Raw genomic sequence first — 17,171 nt, forward strand, 5'->3', positions numbered from 1 at the left:
GGCTCAGCGCGCCTCTTCCAGGTCAACCAGGTCGATCCGCACGTACTTGCCGTTCGACAACGCGTTCACGACGGTGCGCAACGCCTTCGCCGTACGGCCGCCGCGGCCGATGACCTTGCCGAGGTCGTCGGGGTGGACCCGGACCTCGAGAACACGCCCGGTGCGGATGCGCCGCGCGCGGACCCGGACGTCGTCCGGATGCTCGACGATGCCCTTGACCAGGTGCTCGAGGGCCTCCTCGAGCACCTCAGGCCTCGCCTTCCGGCTTCTCCTCCGCGGCCGGGGCCTCGGTGGTCTCTTCGGCCTTCACGGTCTTCTTGGCCTTCTTCGGCGTGGTGGCGGCGGCGGCGGTGTCACCCGAGAGCGACTCCTTGGCCGCGGCCTCGTACGCCGCGTGCCGGTCGGGCTTGGGCTCGGCGACCTGGAGCGGCGTGGCGGGGGCGGGCTCGCCCTTGAACTGCTGCCAGTCGCCGGTCAGCTTGAAGATCTTCAGAACCGGGTCGGTCGGCTGCGCGCCGACGCCCAGCCAGTACTGCACCCGCTCGGAGTTCACCTCGATGCGCGAGGGGTTCTCCTTCGGGTGGTACAGGCCGATCTCCTCGATGGCACGGCCGTCCCGCTTGCTCCGGGCGTCGGCGACGACGATGCGGTACTGCGGGTTGCGGATCATACCGAGCCGCTTGAGCTTGATCTTGACTGCCACGGGTGTGGTCTCTCCTGCATTAGAGCGTGGGTGAGCGGTGTCTCATCGAGTGGGGCACGACGGGAGCCCGCCCGAGGGACAGGCGCGACCGGCGGGGGTGAGAGGGCACCCGCCTAGTCACGATGTTCCAGCCTGACATTCTGCCAGATGATTCCCCATGCTCCGCAAAGGACGGCTCCGCCGCCGCCCCGATTTCGGCACGGATGCGCCCATGGCTCCGGAACGGACATGCGAACTGATCGGGCGGGCGGGCCGTCCAACCAGATATGCGAGTTACGAACAGGACCCTCACGGCAGGAGTTGCGGCCCTCGCCCTGCTGGCCGCCGGCTGCGGCACAAGCACCACGCCCGCCGCGGCCGCCGCTCCCCCGGCCAGGACGACGACCCCGCACACGACCACGACCCCGCGCGCCGCGGACACGGGACGGGCCACCGCCGCGGGCGCGGCGTCCTTCCGGTACGGCGCCACGGCACGAACCACGGGCACCGCCCCCGAGCGGTGCCGTACGACCGGATTGCGGGCCCGCGTGGGCCGGCAGGACGCGGGAGCGGGCAATCGCTACGCGCCGCTCGTGCTGACCAACACGTCGGCGAAGACCTGCTGGGTGTACGGCTTCGTCGGGCTCGTCCTCATCGACGGCCGGGGCGACGTGCTGCGTACGCGCACCCTCCGCGAGAGCGTCACCCCCCACCGGGTAACGCTGCGCCCCGGCGCGAGCGCGCACGCCCGGCTCCACTGGACCGTGGTGCCGAGCGGGCACGAGACCCGGTGCCCCGCCTCGGCCCGGCTGATGATCATCCCGCCGGACGAGGTGGCGCACCTGGAGGTCCCGTTCGGCGCGACGGTGTGCGACGACGGCAGGATCGACGCCACACCGATGGCCCCAGGCGCGAGCATCTGAAAACACAGCCGCGAGCCTCTGACGGCGAGCATCTGACAACACAGCGCGAGCATCTGAGAATCGGGCCTCTGACGGGACCGCGCCGCCGCCCGCCGGGGAACGGCGGGCGGGCGGTCCGGTGCGTCAGTTCTGGCCGGGCAGCTTCAGCTTCGACGGGTCGAAGCCGGGCGGCAGCTCCAGGCCGGGGGGCAGCTGGCCGCCGCCGAGGTTGCCCAGCAGGCCCTTGGGCACCTTCGGGGCGTCGTCCGGCGACGCGTTCGCGCCGGCCTTGCCGAGCGCGGCCTTGCGCGGGTCGCCGCTGACGCGGCGGCCCTTCTTGGGCTTCTGCGCCTTCTGCTTGCGCCCGCCGGGCATGCCGGGGATGCCCATGCCCTGAGTCATCCGCTTCATCATCTTCTGCGCCTCGAAGAAGCGGACCACCAGGTTGTTCACCTCGGTGACCGTCACACCCGACCCGTTGGCGATGCGCGCCCGGCGCGAGCCGTTGATGATCTTCGGGTCCTGGCGCTCGCCGGGCGTCATGGAGCGGATGATCGCCGCGATGCGGTCCAGGTCGCGGTCGTCGACCTGGTTGAGCTGGTCGCGCATCTGTCCCATGCCCGGCATCATGCCGAGCAGGTTCTTGATGGGCCCCATGCGGCGCACCATCATCATCTGCTCGAGGAAGTCCTCCAGCGTGAAGCCGTCCCCGGAGACGAGCTTGCCCGCCATCTTGGCGGCCTCCTGCTCGTCGAACGTCTTCTGCGCCTGCTCGATCAGGGTGAGGATGTCACCCATGTCGAGGATCCGGCCCGCCATGCGGTCGGGGTGGAAGGCGTCGAAGTCCTCGAGCTTCTCACCGGTGCTGGCGAACATGATCGGCCGGCCGGTGACGTGCCGCACCGACAGGGCGGCGCCGCCTCGGGCGTCGCCGTCGAGCTTGGTCAGCACCACGCCGTCGAAGCCGACGCCGTCCATGAACGCGCGGGCCGTGCTCACCGCGTCCTGGCCGATCATGGCGTCGAGCACGAACAGGACCTCGTCGGGGGTGACCGCGTCGCGGATGTCGGCGGCCTGCTTCATCAGCTCCTGGTCGATGCCGAGGCGGCCGGCGGTGTCGACGATGACCACGTCGTGCTGCTGACGGCGCGCGTGGTCCACCGACTGCCGGGCCACCTCGACCGGGTCGCCCACGCCGTTGCCCGGCTCGGGGGCGTACACCGCCACCCCGGCCCGCTCAGCCATGACGGCGAGCTGCTGCACCGCGTTGGGCCGCTGCAGGTCGCAGGCCACGAGCAGCGGAGCGTGCCCCTGGTCGCGCAGCCACCTGGCGAGCTTGCCGGCCAGGGTCGTCTTACCGGAGCCCTGGAGACCGGCCAGCATGATCACGGTCGGCGGGTTCTTGGCGTAGCGCAGCCGCCGCGTCTCGCCGCCCAGCACCTCGATGAGCTCGTCGTTGACGATCTTCACGACCTGCTGCGCGGGGTTGAGCGCCTGGGAGACCTCGGCGCCGCGGGCCCGCTCCTTGACCCGGGCCACGAAGTCCTTCACGACCGGCAGCGCGACGTCCGCCTCGAGCAGCGCGATGCGGATCTCGCGGCAGGTCGCGTCGATGTCGGCGTCGGAAAGCCTGCCTTTGGACCGAAGGGAGGAGAAGACCGAAGTCAGCCGGTCGGAAAGCGTCTCGAACACGTGTTTGGCCAGCCTCGAAGCGAGTGGACGGGTCGGTGAACCATCAGTCTCCCCAGACTATCCGCCCGCACGCCCTTCACGCCCGTGCCGCCGTGGCGAGATCGCCGGTCCGGTCCGTTCCCGCCCTCATCGGACCGCGCCCACGTGGGACGTCAGCGCGTGTTCGACGAGCGTGATCAGGGCGGTCTTGACCGATTCGCGGTCGCGGGCGTCGGTGCGGACGATCGGGACCCGAGGGGACAGCGTCAGGGCCTCGCGGAGTTCGTCCTCCCCGTGGGTGTACTCCCCGTCGAAGCCGTTGACGCCGACGACGAAGGGCAGGCGCGCCTCCTCGAAGTAGTCCACCGCGGGGAAACTGTCGGCCAACCGCCGGGTGTCGACCAGCACCACCGCGCCGATCGCCCCTTTCACCAGGTCGTCCCACATGAACCAGAACCGATGCTGACCCGGCGTACCGAACAGATACAAAATCAGTTCCCGGTCCAGCGACACCCGGCCGAAGTCCATCGCCACCGTCGTGGTCGTCTTGTACGGCACCAACCCCACATCGTCCACACCCGCCGACGCGTCGGTCATCACCGCCTCGGTCGTCAACGGGACGATCTCCGACACCGCCCCCACGAAGGTCGTCTTCCCCACGCCGAAACCCCCGGCAACCACGATCTTCGCCGAGGTCAGACCCGGGCTAGAGCCTGCGTAGTCCACTGAGCACCCTTTCCAGCAAGTTCAGATCCGGCTTACCGGCCTCCAACTGCGGCTGATGCACATGCACCAGCCCCTCCGCCGCCATGTCCGCGATCACCACGCGAACCACACCCAGCGGAATCCGCAGCAACGCCGACACCTCAGCCACCGACCGCACCTGACGGCACAGGGAGGCGATGGCCCGATACTCCGGGGGCCTCGTGGACAGGTCGTAGTGCGTGGTCGTGGCGGAGGAGACCAACGCCTCCAGCGCGAGTTGCATGCGAGGCGTCGTACGCCCGCCGGTGACGGTGAACGGGCGGACCGGGGACGCGGGCTCCTGGGGGATCGGGGCGCCGGGCTGCTGTCCCCACGGGTCCGCACCGGGTTCCTGACCCCACGGTTCCGCGCCCGGCGGCTGTCCCCACGGATCCATCCGTCACCTCCGGGGATACGACATGGCTTGGAGCTCGGCGCGGACCGCGGGGGTCAGCACCTGACCCGCCCGCTCCACCAGCAACGTCATCTGATAGGCCACCAGACCCAGATCGGAATCGGCCGCCGCCAGCACCGCAAGACAGGACCCGTCACTGATCGACATGATCAGCAACAACCCCCGCTGCATCTCCACCACCGTCTGCGTCACCGGGCCACCCTCGAACACCCGCGACGCGCCCTGCGTCAGACTGATCAACCCGGCCGCCACCGCCGCCAGCTGATCCGCCCGGTCCTTGGGAAACCCGTGCGAGTACGCCAGAGGCAACCCGTCGGAGGAGACGACGACGGCGTGCGCCGCGCCGGGCACAGAACTCACGAAATCATCGATTAGCCAGTTCAGGCCGCGTGCGCCCTGGCTCAACTCACTCATGCGCCGTCCCCTTTCGCGGTCGGATAGCCCTCGTCCTCACTCAGTTCGCCCCGAGCCACCGCCCGGCCCTGCCGTACGCCCTGCTGCAGGCTCGCCAGCCGACTGCGGGCCCGGTCGGGCGACAGGAGCGGCGGCGAAGGTGCGGGCGCCGCCGGCGCCGCGGCCGCGTCGGCCGAACCGGGCACCAGGTTGGCCTTCGGCACCCGCTTGGGCAGACCCGAGGCGGTGGTGCCGTCCGAGGCGGGCTTCTCCGCGGCCGCCGCCGCGGCCTGCCACCCGGCGTCCACCGACGGGGTGTGCTGCCAGCCGGATCCGGTGTCGGCGGCGGGAGTGCGCCGGAACCAGGCGGACTCGACGGAGGCGAAGATCGGCAGATACTCCTCGGCGGGCGGCCCGGCCTGTGCCCCGCTCTGAGGGACCGGGGCGCCGTGTATCGGACCGGAGATCGAGACCGGCCCGGTGGTCACCGGCGACGCCCCCGGGCCCAAGGTGACGGGCCCGGTGATCGTGGGCAGCGGACCGGTGGCCGCCTCGTCCGGCACCGAGTCGAACCGGCGTCCGCGCAGCCGCGTGAGCGGGTCCTGCGCGGGAATCGGCGGGGAGATGGACGGAGGAGCCGACGAGGAGATCGACGGGGAGGGCCCGCCCCAGGACGACTGGCCGGACTGGGAGCTCCAGGCAGGGGTGAAGGCGCCCGAGTAGGACTGCTGCGTATGGGCCTGACGGCCCATCAGGGTCTCCGGCATCAGGACCATCGCGGTCAGCCCTCCCCCGTCGTGCGGCCTGAGCTGCACCCGGATGCCGTTGCGCATGGCGAGGCGGCCGACCACGAACAGGCCCATGCGGCGGGACACCGAGACGTCCACGACCGGCGGGTTCGCCAGTCTCCAGTTGGCCTGGGAGATCTCCTCCGCGGTCATCCCGATGCCGGAGTCGGTGACGGAGATCATCACGCCTCCGCCGTCGATCCGGTTGCCCGACACGACCACGCGGGTGTCGCGGGCCGAGAACGACAGCGCGTTCTCCACCAGCTCCGCCATCAGGTGGATGACGTCGTTGACGGCCTGACCGGCGATCGAGACGTCCGAGGGGAAGTTCAGCACCACCCGCTCGTAGCCCTCGACCTCCGAGAGCGAGGCCCGCAGGACGTCGGTGATCTCGACGGGCTGGCTCCAGCGGCGCGCGGGCTCCTGCCCGGCGAGGACCAGGAGGTTCTCACTGTTGCGGCGCATGCGGGTGGCGAGATGGTCGAGCTTGAACAGGTTCCCGAGCCGTTGCTCGTCCTGCTCACCCTGCTCCAGCCCGTCGATCAGGGTGATCTGCCGCTCCACCAGCGTCTGCGTGCGCCGCGACAGGTTCACGAACATCGCGTTGATGTTGCCGCGCAGCTGGGCCTCGTCGCCCGCCAGCCGTACGGCCTCGCGGTGGACCTCGTCGAAGGCCCGCGCGACCTCGCCGATCTCGTCCGCCGACACCACCCCGATCGGCTGCACCTGCTGGGGGCCCGCCGAATCGGACTCGCGCAGACGCTGGACGAGGTCGGGCAGCCGGTGACCGGCGATCTCCAGCGCCTCGCCGCGCAGCCGCCGCAGCGGGCGTACGACCGAGCGGGCCATCACCGAGGTGATGAGCAGGACCACCAGCAGGACGGCGGCGACCAGGATCACGTTGACCGCGGCGACCCTCTGGTCGGACCCCTGGAACTCCACGCTGCGCGTGATCACCGAGCGGGCGAGCGCCAGGTTGACCTTGTGCATCTGGTCGCCGGTCTCGGTGATCGCGTCGAACCAGGTGTCCACCGCCTGGCCGCCGGGCTCGATCCGGCGCAGCGACAGGCCATCGCGGGTGAGGCTCAGGGCGAGGGCGCGCAGATATTCGGCCCGGTCGACCTTCTGGCCGGTGACGGTGTCCGAGAAGAGCTGCCGCTGCCCGGATGTGGCCTGCGCGAGGAACGCGTTGCGCTCGCTGACCTCACGGGCGCGGGCGGCGGTGAAGGCGTCGATCTCCGCGGTCTCGAACCGGTCCCGCACCAGCGCGGCGGCCAGCAGCGCGCGCTGCTTGGAGATCTCCTCCTCGGCCCGCGCGAGCGAGGCCATCGACTTGAGGCCGGCGATGACGCCCTCGTCCACCGCGCCCTGCACTGTCTCGTCGTAGAGCCGCAGCGCGTCGGCGACGAACAGCGAGTACTTGTCGATCGCGGGCAGGGCGGGGAGTTTGCTCTGCAGGATCGTGCCGCGCAGCGCGGTCAGCTCGTCGAGGCGGCCGCGCAGGCGGACGAGGTCGGCGCGGCCGATGTCGCCGAACGTGTCGCCCGCGGTCTCCGCCTTCGACCGCACCCGCTGCGCGGCCGCGTCGACCGCCGCCTGCTGGTCGTGGATCAGAGAGAGCATCGTGCCGCCGTGGCGGTCCAACGCCACATAGCGGGCCGTCAGGTCGCGTTCGAGCTGCAGCTCGTGGACGAAGTCGCCGATGCCGACGATCAGCTCGGCCACGTCCTGCACCCGCTGGTACTCGGCCGCGCTGCCGATCGAGGAGGCCACCCGCAGGCCGCCCAGCGTGACCGCGACGGCGGTCGGCACCAGGATCAACGCCAGCAGCCGGGTGCGCAGCCGCCAGTTCTTCAGCGCCAGCGGGCTGCCGGCGCCCTGCCCGGGCGGCTCGGGCCGCTCCGGGTGTTCCCCCTGCTCCGCCGCGGGCGCCCCGGAGCCGGCCGGCAGCGGGGGCGGCTTCCGTTCACTACGACGACCGCTCTCGACTGTTGCCGTCCTCACAGGTGCAACCTCACGCGGTTCTTCTAGATGGGATTCGGACCTATCAGTCGGGATACCTCCCACAAGACATCGGCAATTGGAGCATAAGGCGACGAGATAGACCAACCTGTCGAATCATTTAGCACGTTCCAAGCGATGAGACTTTCGTGCGACGATGCACAGAGAAGGCCTTTCCCGTGCATCGCCGGGCGCCGAGCAACATTCCCGAATGGGGTTCTGGACATGTAGCGGTCCAAACCGCCACACCCCAGGTTACGGGGCATAGTGGATTTACTGACAAGTTTGGTGACATAGGACTCTTAATCCTGTTATCTCGGTTTAAGTCCCGCTACGCTTCTCGCCCGTCGCCCGGTGCCGCCATCTGCCGCCATCTCCCGCCCGGGCGCCTTCACTTCCCCCACCTGAGGAGAATCCATGAGGCTGACGGGTCGCAGGACCGTCATCGGCGTCATAGCAGCGTTGACACTCACCGCCTGTGGCGGTGCGGGCACGGATACGGATACGGCAGCGGCCGGCAATAACGGACTGGAAAAAACCACCCTTAAAGTCGGCATTCTCCCCATCGCGGACGTCGCGGCGCTGTACATCGCAACGGAACGGGGTTTCTTCAAGGACGAAGGGCTGACCGTAAAGCCCGAAATTGTGCCGAGCACCGTCGTCGCCATCCCGAAGCTGGTGAGCGGCGCGGTGGACATCGCGCTCGGAAACTACTTCTCGGTGCTTTCGGCGCAAGAGGCGAAGATGGCGAACTTCCGCGTCCTCGCCGACACTTTCCAGGCGAAACCGGATGTCTTCGACATCGTGGTCAAGAAGGACTCACCAATCCAGTCCATCAAGGACCTCAAGGGCAAGAAGATCTCGGTCGCCTCGCTGAACAGCATCGGCACGCTCGCCGTCGACCAGACCCTGCGGGCCAACGGGCTGTCCCCCAAGGACGTCGTGTACGCGCCCATGGGCTTCCCCGACGCGCCGGGCAAGCTGGCGTCGGGCCAGACGGACGCCGCCTGGCTCACCGAGCCGTTCCTGACCGGCGTGCAGAAGGACATGGGCGCCCGGAAGATCGCCGACACGATGACCGGCGCGATGGCGGACTTCCCGATCGCCGGCTGGACCACGACCGAGCCCAGCCTGTCGAAGTACCCGAAGACGATGGCCGCCTTCCAGCGGGCGATCGTGAAGGCGCAGCAGATCGCCGACTCCGACCGCAAGGCCGTGGAGAAGGTGCTGCCGACGTACACGAAGATCACTCCTGACGCGGCATCGATCATCACGCTCGGCGCGTACCCGTCCACGCTGAACGCGACGCGCATCCAGCGGGTGGCCGACCTGATGCTGGAGTACGGCTACCTGAAGGCCAAGATGGACGTGAACCCGCTGCTGGTGCCGATGCCGCAATGATCCTCAGCAGAGTGGCCCGCGGCGCCGCCGGCGTCGCGGTCCTGCTCGTCGCCGCGGAGGTCGCCGGACGCACCGGCCTCCTGGACACCCAGATCATGCCCCTCGCGTCCACCGTGCTGGCGGGGACCGCCGGGCTCGCCGTCGATTACGAGTTCCTGCGCGACGTCTCGGCCACCGTCGAGGTGTGGGCCGAGGGCCTCCTCCTCGCCACCCTGCTGGCCGTGCCGGCCGGAGTGCTGCTGGGCAGCCTGCCGAGGGCGGAGACCGCGCTGCGGCCGGTGATCGAGTTTCTCCGGCCGATCCCCTCGGTCGCGCTGATCCCGCTGGTCGCGCTCATCGCGGCCGCCGACGGCGCGATGAAGGTCACGGTCATCGTGTACGCCGCCTGCTGGCCGGTGCTCGTCAACACGATGTACGGCCTGCACGACGTGGACCCCGTCGCCAAGGACACGATGCGGGTCTTCGGCTTCGGCCGCCTGGCCGTCCTGCTGCGGGTGACGCTGCCGAGCGCCGCCCCGTTCGTCCTGACCGGCGTACGGCTGGCGGCCTCGGTCGCGCTGGTGGTGGCGATCAGCGCGGAACTGCTCGCCGGCGGCGAGGGCGGCATCGGCGTCTACATCGTCAACGCCGGGTCCGGCTACCGGATCGACCTCATGCTGGCGGCCACGGTGTGGGCCGGGCTGATCGGCCTGGTCGTGAACGCGCTGCTGGTCCGGGTCGAACACGGCCTGTTCCGCTGGCACGCCGCGCGGGCGGGGGTGGCCCAGTGACGGACACCGCCGCGAACGGCGGCCGGTTGCGCGGGCTCCCCGGGCTGGCCGGGCGGCTGTGGACGGTGCCCGTCGTCGTCGCCGTGTGGGAGGCCGCCGCGCGCGCGGCGGAGTCCGTCTACTTCCCGCCGCCGTCGGCGATCCTGGCCCGGCTGCGCGAGCTGTGGTTCTCCGGGCCCCCGGCCCGCCTGTTTCTCAGCGACGCCGCCCTCGCCGACTTCCTGCCCAGCCTCGGCCGGATGTTCGGCGGCTGGGCGCTCGCCTGCCTGGGCGGGATCGCCCTCGGCGTGGCGATCGGCCGGTCCAGGACGCTGGCGGGCTACGTCGACCCGCTGATCGAGTTCGGGCGGGCGATCCCGCCGCCGACGCTCATCCCGCTGTTCGTCGTGCTGTTCAAGGCGGACACGCGGATGCAGGTCGCCACCATCGTGTACGGCGTGATCTGGCCGGTCCTGGTCAACTCGGTGGACGGCGCCCGCTTCGTGGACCGCCTCCACATCGAGACGGCGCGGGTCTTCGGCCTGTCGCGGACCGAGCGGCTCACCCGGGTGATCCTGCCGGCGGCGGCGCCGAAGATCTTCGCGGGGCTGCGGTTGAGCCTGTCGCTCGCGCTCATCCTGATGGTCGTCGCCGAGCTCGCGGGCAGCGCGACCAGCGGGATCGGCTACGAGCTGCTCTACACGCAGCAGAACTTCGACCTCCCGGGGATGTGGGGGACGATCGCGCTGCTCGGCGTCCTCGGCTTCCTCCTCAACTCGTCGTTCCTCGTCGTGGAACGGCGCACGCTGTCCTGGCACCGGCGTGCCGGGCGGACGAAGTGAGGTGACATCACCGTGCTCGACGTCGTCAACCTGACCCACACCTACGGCAGCGGCCCGGATGCCCACCGGGCGCTCGGCGGAATCGACCTCAGCGTCCCGGAGGGCCAGCTCGTCTGCGTCGTCGGCCCGTCGGGCTGTGGAAAGTCGACGCTGCTGCGGTCGATCGCGGGACTCGTGCGGCCGACCGGTGGCGAGGTGCGCGTCAAGGGCCGGCCGGTCACCGCGACGCCGGACGACCTCGCGGTGGTCTTCCAGGACTACAGCAGGTCGCTGTTCCCCTGGATGTCGGTCCGCGACAACGTGGCGCTGCCGCTGCGGCGGCGCGGCCTCGGCCGGACGGCACGCCGTACGGCGGCGGCCGAGGCGCTGGCGGCGGTGGGGCTGGAAAGCGCCGCGGCCAAGTATCCCTGGCAGCTGTCCGGCGGCATGCAGCAGCGGGTGGCCATCGCCCGTGCTCTCGCCTACCGTCCCTCGCTGCTGCTGATGGACGAGCCGTTCGGCTCCGTCGACGCCCAGACCCGCGAGGACCTGGAGGACCTCGTCCTCGCCGTACGCGGTCACCACCGCATGACGATCGTCCTGATCACCCACGACATCGACGAGAGCGTCTACGTCGGCGACCGGGTGGTGGTGCTGACCCGGGCGCCCGCCGTGGTCGCCGCCGACCTGCGGGTGGACCTGCCCGGCCCCCGCGACCAGATCGGGACCCGGGAGCTGCCCGCCTTCGTACACCTGCGGAGCGAGGTGAGCCGCCTGGTGCGCGGCAGACCCGAGTTCAGCATGACCCCGCCTCACATAATGCCGCCTCACATAATGCCGCCTCACATAATGACCCCCTCACATATGGAAAAGGATTAGTGGACGTGACAGAACCCAGCAACGTCGTGTGGGAGCTCCTGCGCGGGGCCTACCGGGCCGCGGCGCTCGGCGCGATCGTCGACCTCGACTGCGCCGGCCACCTGAAGGACGGGCCGCTCACCGTCGAGGAGCTCGCCGCGCGCTGCGGCGCGCACGCGCCGTCCCTCGCCCGCCTGCTGCGGACGTGCGCCGCCAGCGGGCTGTTCACCTCCGTCTCCCCCGGCACGTACGCCCTGACCGACGCGGGCCGGCTGCTGGTGGACGGCGTCCCCGGCTCTCTGCGCACGGCCGTCCAGACCAATACCACGCCCACGCTCTCGTACGGCATGCACAACCTGGCAACGACGGTGCGCGAGGGACGGTCGGCGTTCGTCGAGAAGTACGGCGTGCTCTACGACCACCTGGGGACCGACCCCGAGCTGAACCGGATCTTCAACGACTTCATGACCCAGCGGTCGCAGCCGATGGCCGACGGGGTGGCCGCGAGCTACGACTTCTCGTCGGTGAAGACGCTGGTGGACGTGGGCGGCGGCCGGGGCCACATCCTGGCGACGGCGCTGCGGGCCAACCCGCACCTGCGCGGAGTGCTGGTGGAGCTGGCGCACGTGCTGCCGGACGCGCGGGCCGCCTTCGACGAGTGGGGGCTGTCGGAGCGGGTGGAGCTCGTCGAGGGCGACTTCTTCGCGTCCGTCCCCGCGGGTCACGACGCCTACCTGCTGGGCAGTGTGATCCACAACTGGGACGACGAGGACGCGGCCCGGATCCTGCGGGTGGTCCGCGAGGCCATGAGCGACGACGGCCGGGTGCTGCTGGTGGAGATTGTCCTGCCGGACGACGACTCACCGCACTTCGGCAAGGACCTCGACATGCGGATGCTCGGCCTGTTCGGGCAGGGAAGGGAGCGCAGCAGGTCGGAGCACGACGCACTGCTGCGGGCCGCCGGGCTGCGACTGTCCGGCACCTATGACCTGCCGTTCCACGCCACCCTCATCGAGGCGGTCCGCGCCTAGACAGGTGACTCCCGAGCCGGGGGCCGCGTCAGGCGCGCCCCCAGCCGGGTACGGCGGCCCGCATGGTCAGCGCGTGTTCGACGAGCGCGATCAGGGCGGTCTTGACCGATTCGCGGTCGCGGGCGTCGGTGCGGACGATCGGGATATGCGGCGACAACGTCATCGCCTCACGCACCTCCTCCTCGGCGTGCGGGTAGTGCCCGTCGAAGCCGTTGACGCCGACGACGAAGGGCAGGCGCGCCTCCTCGAAGTAGTCCACCGCGGGGAAACTGTCGGCCAACCGCCGGGTGTCGACCAGCACCACCGCGCCGATCGCCCCTTTCACCAGGTCGTCCCACATGAACCAGAACCGATGCTGACCCGGCGTACCGAACAGATACAAAATCAGTTCCCGGTCCAGCGACACCCGGCCGAAGTCCATCGCCACCGTCGTGGTCGTCTTGTGCGGCACCAACCCCACATCGTCCACACCCGCCGACGCGTCGGTCATCACCGCCTCGGTCGTCAACGGGACGATCTCCGACACCGCCCCCACGAAGGTCGTCTTCCCCACGCCGAAACCCCCGGCAACCACGATCTTTGCCGAGGTCAGACCCGGGCTAGAGCCTGCGTAGTCCACTGAGCACCCTTTCCAGCAAGTTCAGATCCGGCTTACCGGCCTCCAACTGCGGCTGATGCACATGCACCAGCCCCTCCGCCGCCATGTCCGCGATCACCACGCGAACCACACCCAGCGGAATCCGCAGCAACGCCGACACCTCAGCCACCGACCGCACCTGACGGCACAGCGTGCTGATCGCCTGGCGTTCCGGGGTGAGCGTGGAGAGGTCCTGGTGCATCACCGTGGCGGAGGACACGAGTGCCTCCATGGCGAGCTGGAGCCGCGGTGCCGTACGCCCGCCGGTGACGGCGTACGGCCGCACCAGTGAGCTCTGCTCCGCCGGCGCCGGCGTCGGGACGGGGTTCGTGCCGCCGTACTGCCGGTGGGCGTCGTCCACCGGCGGATAGGCCTCGTTGTTCCAGCCGCCGCCTGCCACAGCGTCCTCCTGACTTCTCGCTCTCGCTCCGGAACCCGGCGGCCGCCCCGGCCGCCCCGCTCAGGGCGTGTTCCCCGATCTGTCCTCCACCGCGTGCCTCACTTCGCGGAGTCTTCCGTCACCGCGGGTGAGATGCCTGGAGCTCGGCGCGGACCGCGGGCGTCAGCACCTGACCCGCCCGCTCCACCAGCAACGTCATCTGATAGGCCACCAGACCCAGATCGGAATCGGCCGCCGCCAGCACCGCAAGACAGGACCCGTCACTGATCGACATGATCAGCAACAACCCCCGCTGCATCTCCACCACCGTCTGCGTCACCGGGCCACCCTCGAACACCCGCGACGCGCCCTGCGTCAGACTGATCAACCCAGCCGCCACCGCCGCCAGCTGATCCGCCCGGTCCTTGGGAAACCCGTCCGAGAACGCCAGAGGCAACCCGTCCGCCGACACCACCACGGTGTGCGCCACACCCGGCACGTTGTTCACGAAGTCCGTGATCAACCAGTTCAGGCCGCGTGCGCCCTGGCTCAACTCACTCATGCGCCGTCCCCTTTCGCGGTCGGATAGCCCTCGTCCTCACTCAGTTCGCCCCGAGCCACCGCCCGGCCCTGCCGTACGCCCTGCTGCAGGCTCGCCAGCCGACTGCGGGCCCGGTCGGGCGACAGGAGCGGCGGCGAAGGTGCGGGCGCCGCCGGCGCCGCGGCCGCGTCGGCCGAACCGGGCACCAGGTTGGCCTTGGGCACCCGCTTCGGCAGACCCGAGGAGGTCACCCCGCCCAGGGCCGGCTCACTGGCCGCCCTGGCCGCCTGCCAACCGGCATCCGCCGGAGACGACCAAGTCGTCTTGATGTCCGCACCGGTCTCGCCGTCGGAGTCGCTCTTGTCCGCCGGGACGTCGACCTTCTTGAACCAGTCCGACTCGACCGCGGCGAAGATCGGCAGGAACTCCTCCCCCGACTCCAGCGGCGAACTCCGCACCACCGGCAACGGGCCCGTGTTGTCGTCACCCTGCAGGGTGCCGGGCCAGGAACCGCCTCCCGGAGGAGGCAGGTGACCGGGCCAGGGCGTGTCCACCGGAGCCTCGCCGACATGACCCGGGCTGACGGGGGTGGTGTCGAAGGGGCTGAAATCGAACGGCCCGGACTCAAACTCGCTACGGGCGAACGGGTCGGGGTCGAAGTCCACGGTCTCCCGCGGGAAGGACTCGAACGGCCCACGCTCGAAGGGATCAGCGCCGGGAGTGCCCACGCCGGGCGCGTCCGCGCCGAACACCGGAGTACGCGGCGGATTCTCAAACGGCGTCGGACTGGCCAAGGCCGGCGCACCACCGAACACCGACGCCCCGAACTGCGGCCCGGTCCCAACCGCCGGCATCGGACTGGTCAGCTCAGGCTGCGGCATCCCCGGCACACCGGGGAACCCCGCACCGGCATTGGCCAGCAGCGCCTCAGGCAACAACACCATCGCCGTCAGGCCACCGGCGTCCTGCTGGCGCAACTGCACACGGATGCCATGACGCAGAGCCAGGCGGCCGACCACGAACAGGCCCATGCGGCGGGACACCGACACATCCACGACCGGCGGGTTGGCCAGCCGATAGTTGGTCTGAGCCAGCTCCTCAGGCGTCATACCGATGCCCTGGTCACTGACCGAAATGATCAAACCGCCGCCATCGATACGATTGCTCGACACCGTGACCTTGGTGTCACGAGGCGAGAAGGAAATGGCATTCTCCACCAGCTCCGCCACGAGGTGGACGACGTCGTTGACCGACTGACCGACCACCGACGCCCCGGCCTGCACCCGGATATCCACACGCTCGTAACTCTCGACCTCCGACAACGACGCGCGCACCACATCGACAATGGGCACCGGCTGACCCCAGCGACGCGCGGGCTCCTGCCCCGCGAGAACCAGAAGGTTCTCACTATTACGACGCATGCGGGTCGCCAGGTGGTCGAGCTTGAACAGGTTGCCGAGCCGCTGCTCGTCCTGCTCACCCTGCTCCAGCCCATCAATCAGCGAAAGCTGCCGCTCCACCAGCGTCTGCGTACGCCGCGACAAGTTCACGAACATCGCGTTCACATTGCTGCGCAACCGGGCCTCGTCACCCGCCAGCCGCACGGCCTCGCGATGCACCTCATCAAACGCCCGCGCCACCTCACCAATCTCGTCGCGGCCCACCACCTGAATCGGGGCGATGGGCGGGACCTCGGCGGCGTCGCCGGCCTCCCGCAGCTTCTGCACCGTGTCGGGGAGGCGGCTGCCGGCGATCTCCAGCGCTTCGCCGCGCAGGCGCCGCAGCGGGCGTACGAGCGAGCGGGCGACGACGGCGGTGACGAGCAGGACCGCGATCAGCAGGAGGGCGACGGCGGCGGCCACGATGATGGCCCGCTGCTGCTCGTCGTCCTTGAGCGACTGGCTCCGCGCCACGATGGAGGAGGTCAGCTTGGCCTCGACGGTGCGCATCCGGTTGATGGGCTGTGACATCGCGTCGTACCAGAGTTGGGTGTCGTCACGTACCGACAGGTCGAAGCCCTTGAGCGGGAAGCCCGCGTTGGCGCGGTCGAGCACCAGCGTGCGGATGAACTCGGCCTGGTCGACCTTGCCGCCTGTGACCGTGCTGTCGTAGTCGGCGCGCTCCTCGGCGGTGGCGCTCTTGCGGAAGGCGCGCAGCTCGCTCTCCTCGGCGGACACGGCGCCGAGGAAGTTCTGCAGCTGGGTCTGTTCGAAGCGGGTGACGGGCAGCACCGTGGTCAGCAGGCCGCGCTGCACGGAGGCGTTCTCCTTCGCGCGGGCGAGCGCGGCCAGCGTGACGGACGAGGCGGCGAGCCGGTCGTCCTGCGTGCTCTTGGCCAGCTCGTCCTGCAGGGCCAGCAGGGTGTCGATGACGAGGGTGTACTGGCCGATCACGGCGCTCGGCTGCAGGTTCCCCTGCATGGCCTGGTTCCCCTGCATGGCCTGGCTCCGCAGAACCTCCACGCCGTCGAGCTTGCCCATGATGTGGTCGATCTCGTCGGAGGTGCGGCTGCTCACCTTCGTCCTGACCTCGTTCGCCAGGTCCCGGACGGCGGTGGCCGCCTTGTCGGTGAGAAGGGTCTGCGCCTTGACTGCGGCGGTCGCCTTCGCCGCGTGGCCGCGCGTCGCGTTCCAGGCGGCCAGGTCGCGTTCCGACTGCAGCTCGTGGGTGAGGCCCGCGACCTTGTCCACGAGCCGCGCCAGGTCGCTGGTCTGCTGGTATTCGGACGCCGTGTTGACCGAGGTGACGACCCGCAGGCCGCCCAGCAGCAGCGCCGCCAGTGTCGGGATGAGGATCAGCGCCACGAGCCTGGAGCGCACACGCCAATTGCGCAGGAGGAATCGGCTTCCTTCTTCAGGCCTCCGCTCGGGAACCCCGGTCCCGGGGCTCTCATCGGGCCTGGGGTCTTGTGTCCTCACGGGCCTCGCAACCTCCACCGTACGTGCGCCCAGGGGGGAGCGCCTCGTCACTCATGTGGTTGCCGTGACATCGGAGACGTCCTGCGGGCAAGGGTAATTGCAGCACGCCGATTGCGTAGAGGCCAAGCAAAAGATCCTGCGCGAATGGCAGGAGAAAGCTCCTGAATGGGGATAATTAGCCAAGAACGGTGCCCGTCTTATTACCAGACTCTGTCCTTACGGCAAGCCGATGAAATACAT

General features: G+C 69.9%; 17 protein-coding genes. 6 read left to right on the forward strand and 11 right to left on the reverse strand.

Features of this window, described 5'->3' with window-relative positions; all coding sequences use genetic code 11:
- Positions 1 to 3 precede the first annotated feature (3 nt).
- A complete protein-coding gene (locus tag ACQEVJ_RS34345; protein ID WP_079320659.1) occupies positions 4 to 246 on the reverse strand; it encodes an RNA-binding protein in 243 nt (80 codons plus the stop codon).
- A 1-nt stretch (position 247) separates the two neighbouring features.
- The gene (rpsP, locus tag ACQEVJ_RS34350) at positions 248 to 703 is read right to left on the reverse strand and encodes a 30S ribosomal protein S16 (protein WP_433108391.1); all 456 of its coding nucleotides are present in this window, start codon (positions 701 to 703) and stop codon (positions 248 to 250) included.
- Positions 704 to 969: 266 nt separating this feature from the next.
- On the opposite strand from rpsP, the gene ACQEVJ_RS34355 reads away from it, so the two are divergent.
- A complete protein-coding gene (locus ACQEVJ_RS34355; protein WP_433108393.1) occupies positions 970 to 1,605 on the forward strand; it encodes a DUF4232 domain-containing protein in 636 nt (211 codons plus the stop codon).
- A 123-nt stretch (positions 1,606 to 1,728) separates the two neighbouring features.
- Here the strand turns inward: ACQEVJ_RS34355 and ffh are convergent, their stop codons facing one another.
- From ffh to ACQEVJ_RS34380, 5 genes are all read right to left on the reverse strand, one after another.
- Positions 1,729 to 3,276: a signal recognition particle protein gene (ffh, locus tag ACQEVJ_RS34360; protein WP_433108395.1), complete on the reverse strand. Its 1,548-nt coding sequence runs from the start codon at positions 3,274 to 3,276 to the stop codon at positions 1,729 to 1,731.
- 126 nt (positions 3,277 to 3,402) lie between these two features.
- The gene (locus ACQEVJ_RS34365) at positions 3,403 to 3,954 is read right to left on the reverse strand and encodes a GTP-binding protein (protein WP_433113135.1); all 552 of its coding nucleotides are present in this window, start codon (positions 3,952 to 3,954) and stop codon (positions 3,403 to 3,405) included.
- 7 nt (positions 3,955 to 3,961) lie between these two features.
- A complete protein-coding gene (locus ACQEVJ_RS34370) occupies positions 3,962 to 4,396 on the reverse strand; it encodes a DUF742 domain-containing protein (protein ID WP_433108397.1) in 435 nt (144 codons plus the stop codon).
- A 3-nt stretch (positions 4,397 to 4,399) separates the two neighbouring features.
- Positions 4,400 to 4,828 (reverse strand): roadblock/LC7 domain-containing protein, encoded by a 429-nt coding sequence (locus ACQEVJ_RS34375; RefSeq protein WP_433108399.1) that lies wholly within the window; start codon positions 4,826 to 4,828, stop codon positions 4,400 to 4,402.
- Positions 4,825 to 7,599 (reverse strand): sensor histidine kinase, encoded by a 2,775-nt coding sequence (locus ACQEVJ_RS34380; RefSeq protein ID WP_433108401.1) that lies wholly within the window; start codon positions 7,597 to 7,599, stop codon positions 4,825 to 4,827. Before ACQEVJ_RS34380 ends, ACQEVJ_RS34375 begins: the two co-directional genes overlap by 4 nt.
- Before the next feature lie 414 nt (positions 7,600 to 8,013).
- Between ACQEVJ_RS34380 and ACQEVJ_RS34385 the strand changes: the two genes are divergently transcribed.
- From ACQEVJ_RS34385 to ACQEVJ_RS34405, 5 genes are read left to right on the forward strand one after another with little or no spacing between them, the layout of a single operon-like run.
- Positions 8,014 to 8,997 (forward strand): ABC transporter substrate-binding protein, encoded by a 984-nt coding sequence (locus ACQEVJ_RS34385; RefSeq protein ID WP_433108403.1) that lies wholly within the window; start codon positions 8,014 to 8,016, stop codon positions 8,995 to 8,997.
- Positions 8,994 to 9,767 (forward strand): ABC transporter permease, encoded by a 774-nt coding sequence (locus ACQEVJ_RS34390; protein ID WP_433108405.1) that lies wholly within the window; start codon positions 8,994 to 8,996, stop codon positions 9,765 to 9,767. Before ACQEVJ_RS34385 ends, ACQEVJ_RS34390 begins: the two co-directional genes overlap by 4 nt.
- Positions 9,764 to 10,588 carry an ABC transporter permease gene (locus ACQEVJ_RS34395; protein ID WP_433108407.1) on the forward strand — a complete coding sequence of 275 codons (825 nt, stop codon included), beginning with the start codon at positions 9,764 to 9,766 and terminating at the stop codon, positions 10,586 to 10,588. Before ACQEVJ_RS34390 ends, ACQEVJ_RS34395 begins: the two co-directional genes overlap by 4 nt.
- 12 nt (positions 10,589 to 10,600) lie before the next feature.
- Complete coding sequence (locus ACQEVJ_RS34400) at positions 10,601 to 11,446, forward strand: ABC transporter ATP-binding protein (RefSeq protein WP_433108409.1); 846 nt, start codon at positions 10,601 to 10,603, stop codon at positions 11,444 to 11,446.
- 5 nt (positions 11,447 to 11,451) lie between these two features.
- Positions 11,452 to 12,456, forward strand: coding sequence for a methyltransferase (locus ACQEVJ_RS34405; RefSeq protein WP_433108411.1), 1,005 nt, complete (start codon positions 11,452 to 11,454; stop codon positions 12,454 to 12,456).
- Between the two features lie 28 nt (positions 12,457 to 12,484).
- Here the strand turns inward: ACQEVJ_RS34405 and ACQEVJ_RS34410 are convergent, their stop codons facing one another.
- From ACQEVJ_RS34410 to ACQEVJ_RS34425, 4 genes are all read right to left on the reverse strand, one after another.
- Positions 12,485 to 13,048 (reverse strand): GTP-binding protein, encoded by a 564-nt coding sequence (locus ACQEVJ_RS34410; protein ID WP_433113138.1) that lies wholly within the window; start codon positions 13,046 to 13,048, stop codon positions 12,485 to 12,487.
- Positions 13,049 to 13,055: 7 nt separating this feature from the next.
- Positions 13,056 to 13,493 (reverse strand): DUF742 domain-containing protein, encoded by a 438-nt coding sequence (locus ACQEVJ_RS34415; protein ID WP_433108413.1) that lies wholly within the window; start codon positions 13,491 to 13,493, stop codon positions 13,056 to 13,058.
- Positions 13,494 to 13,611: 118 nt separating this feature from the next.
- The gene (locus tag ACQEVJ_RS34420; protein ID WP_433108415.1) at positions 13,612 to 14,034 is read right to left on the reverse strand and encodes a roadblock/LC7 domain-containing protein; all 423 of its coding nucleotides are present in this window, start codon (positions 14,032 to 14,034) and stop codon (positions 13,612 to 13,614) included.
- Entirely contained in the window at positions 14,031 to 16,832 is a 2,802-nt protein-coding gene (locus ACQEVJ_RS34425; RefSeq protein WP_433108417.1) for a sensor histidine kinase, read from the reverse strand. The genes ACQEVJ_RS34420 and ACQEVJ_RS34425 overlap by 4 nt, the downstream gene beginning before the upstream one ends.
- Between the last annotated feature and the right edge of the window lie 339 nt (positions 16,833 to 17,171).

The organism is Microbispora sp. CA-102843 (assembly GCF_050936215.1).
GTDB lineage: Bacteria > Actinomycetota > Actinomycetes > Streptosporangiales > Streptosporangiaceae > Microbispora.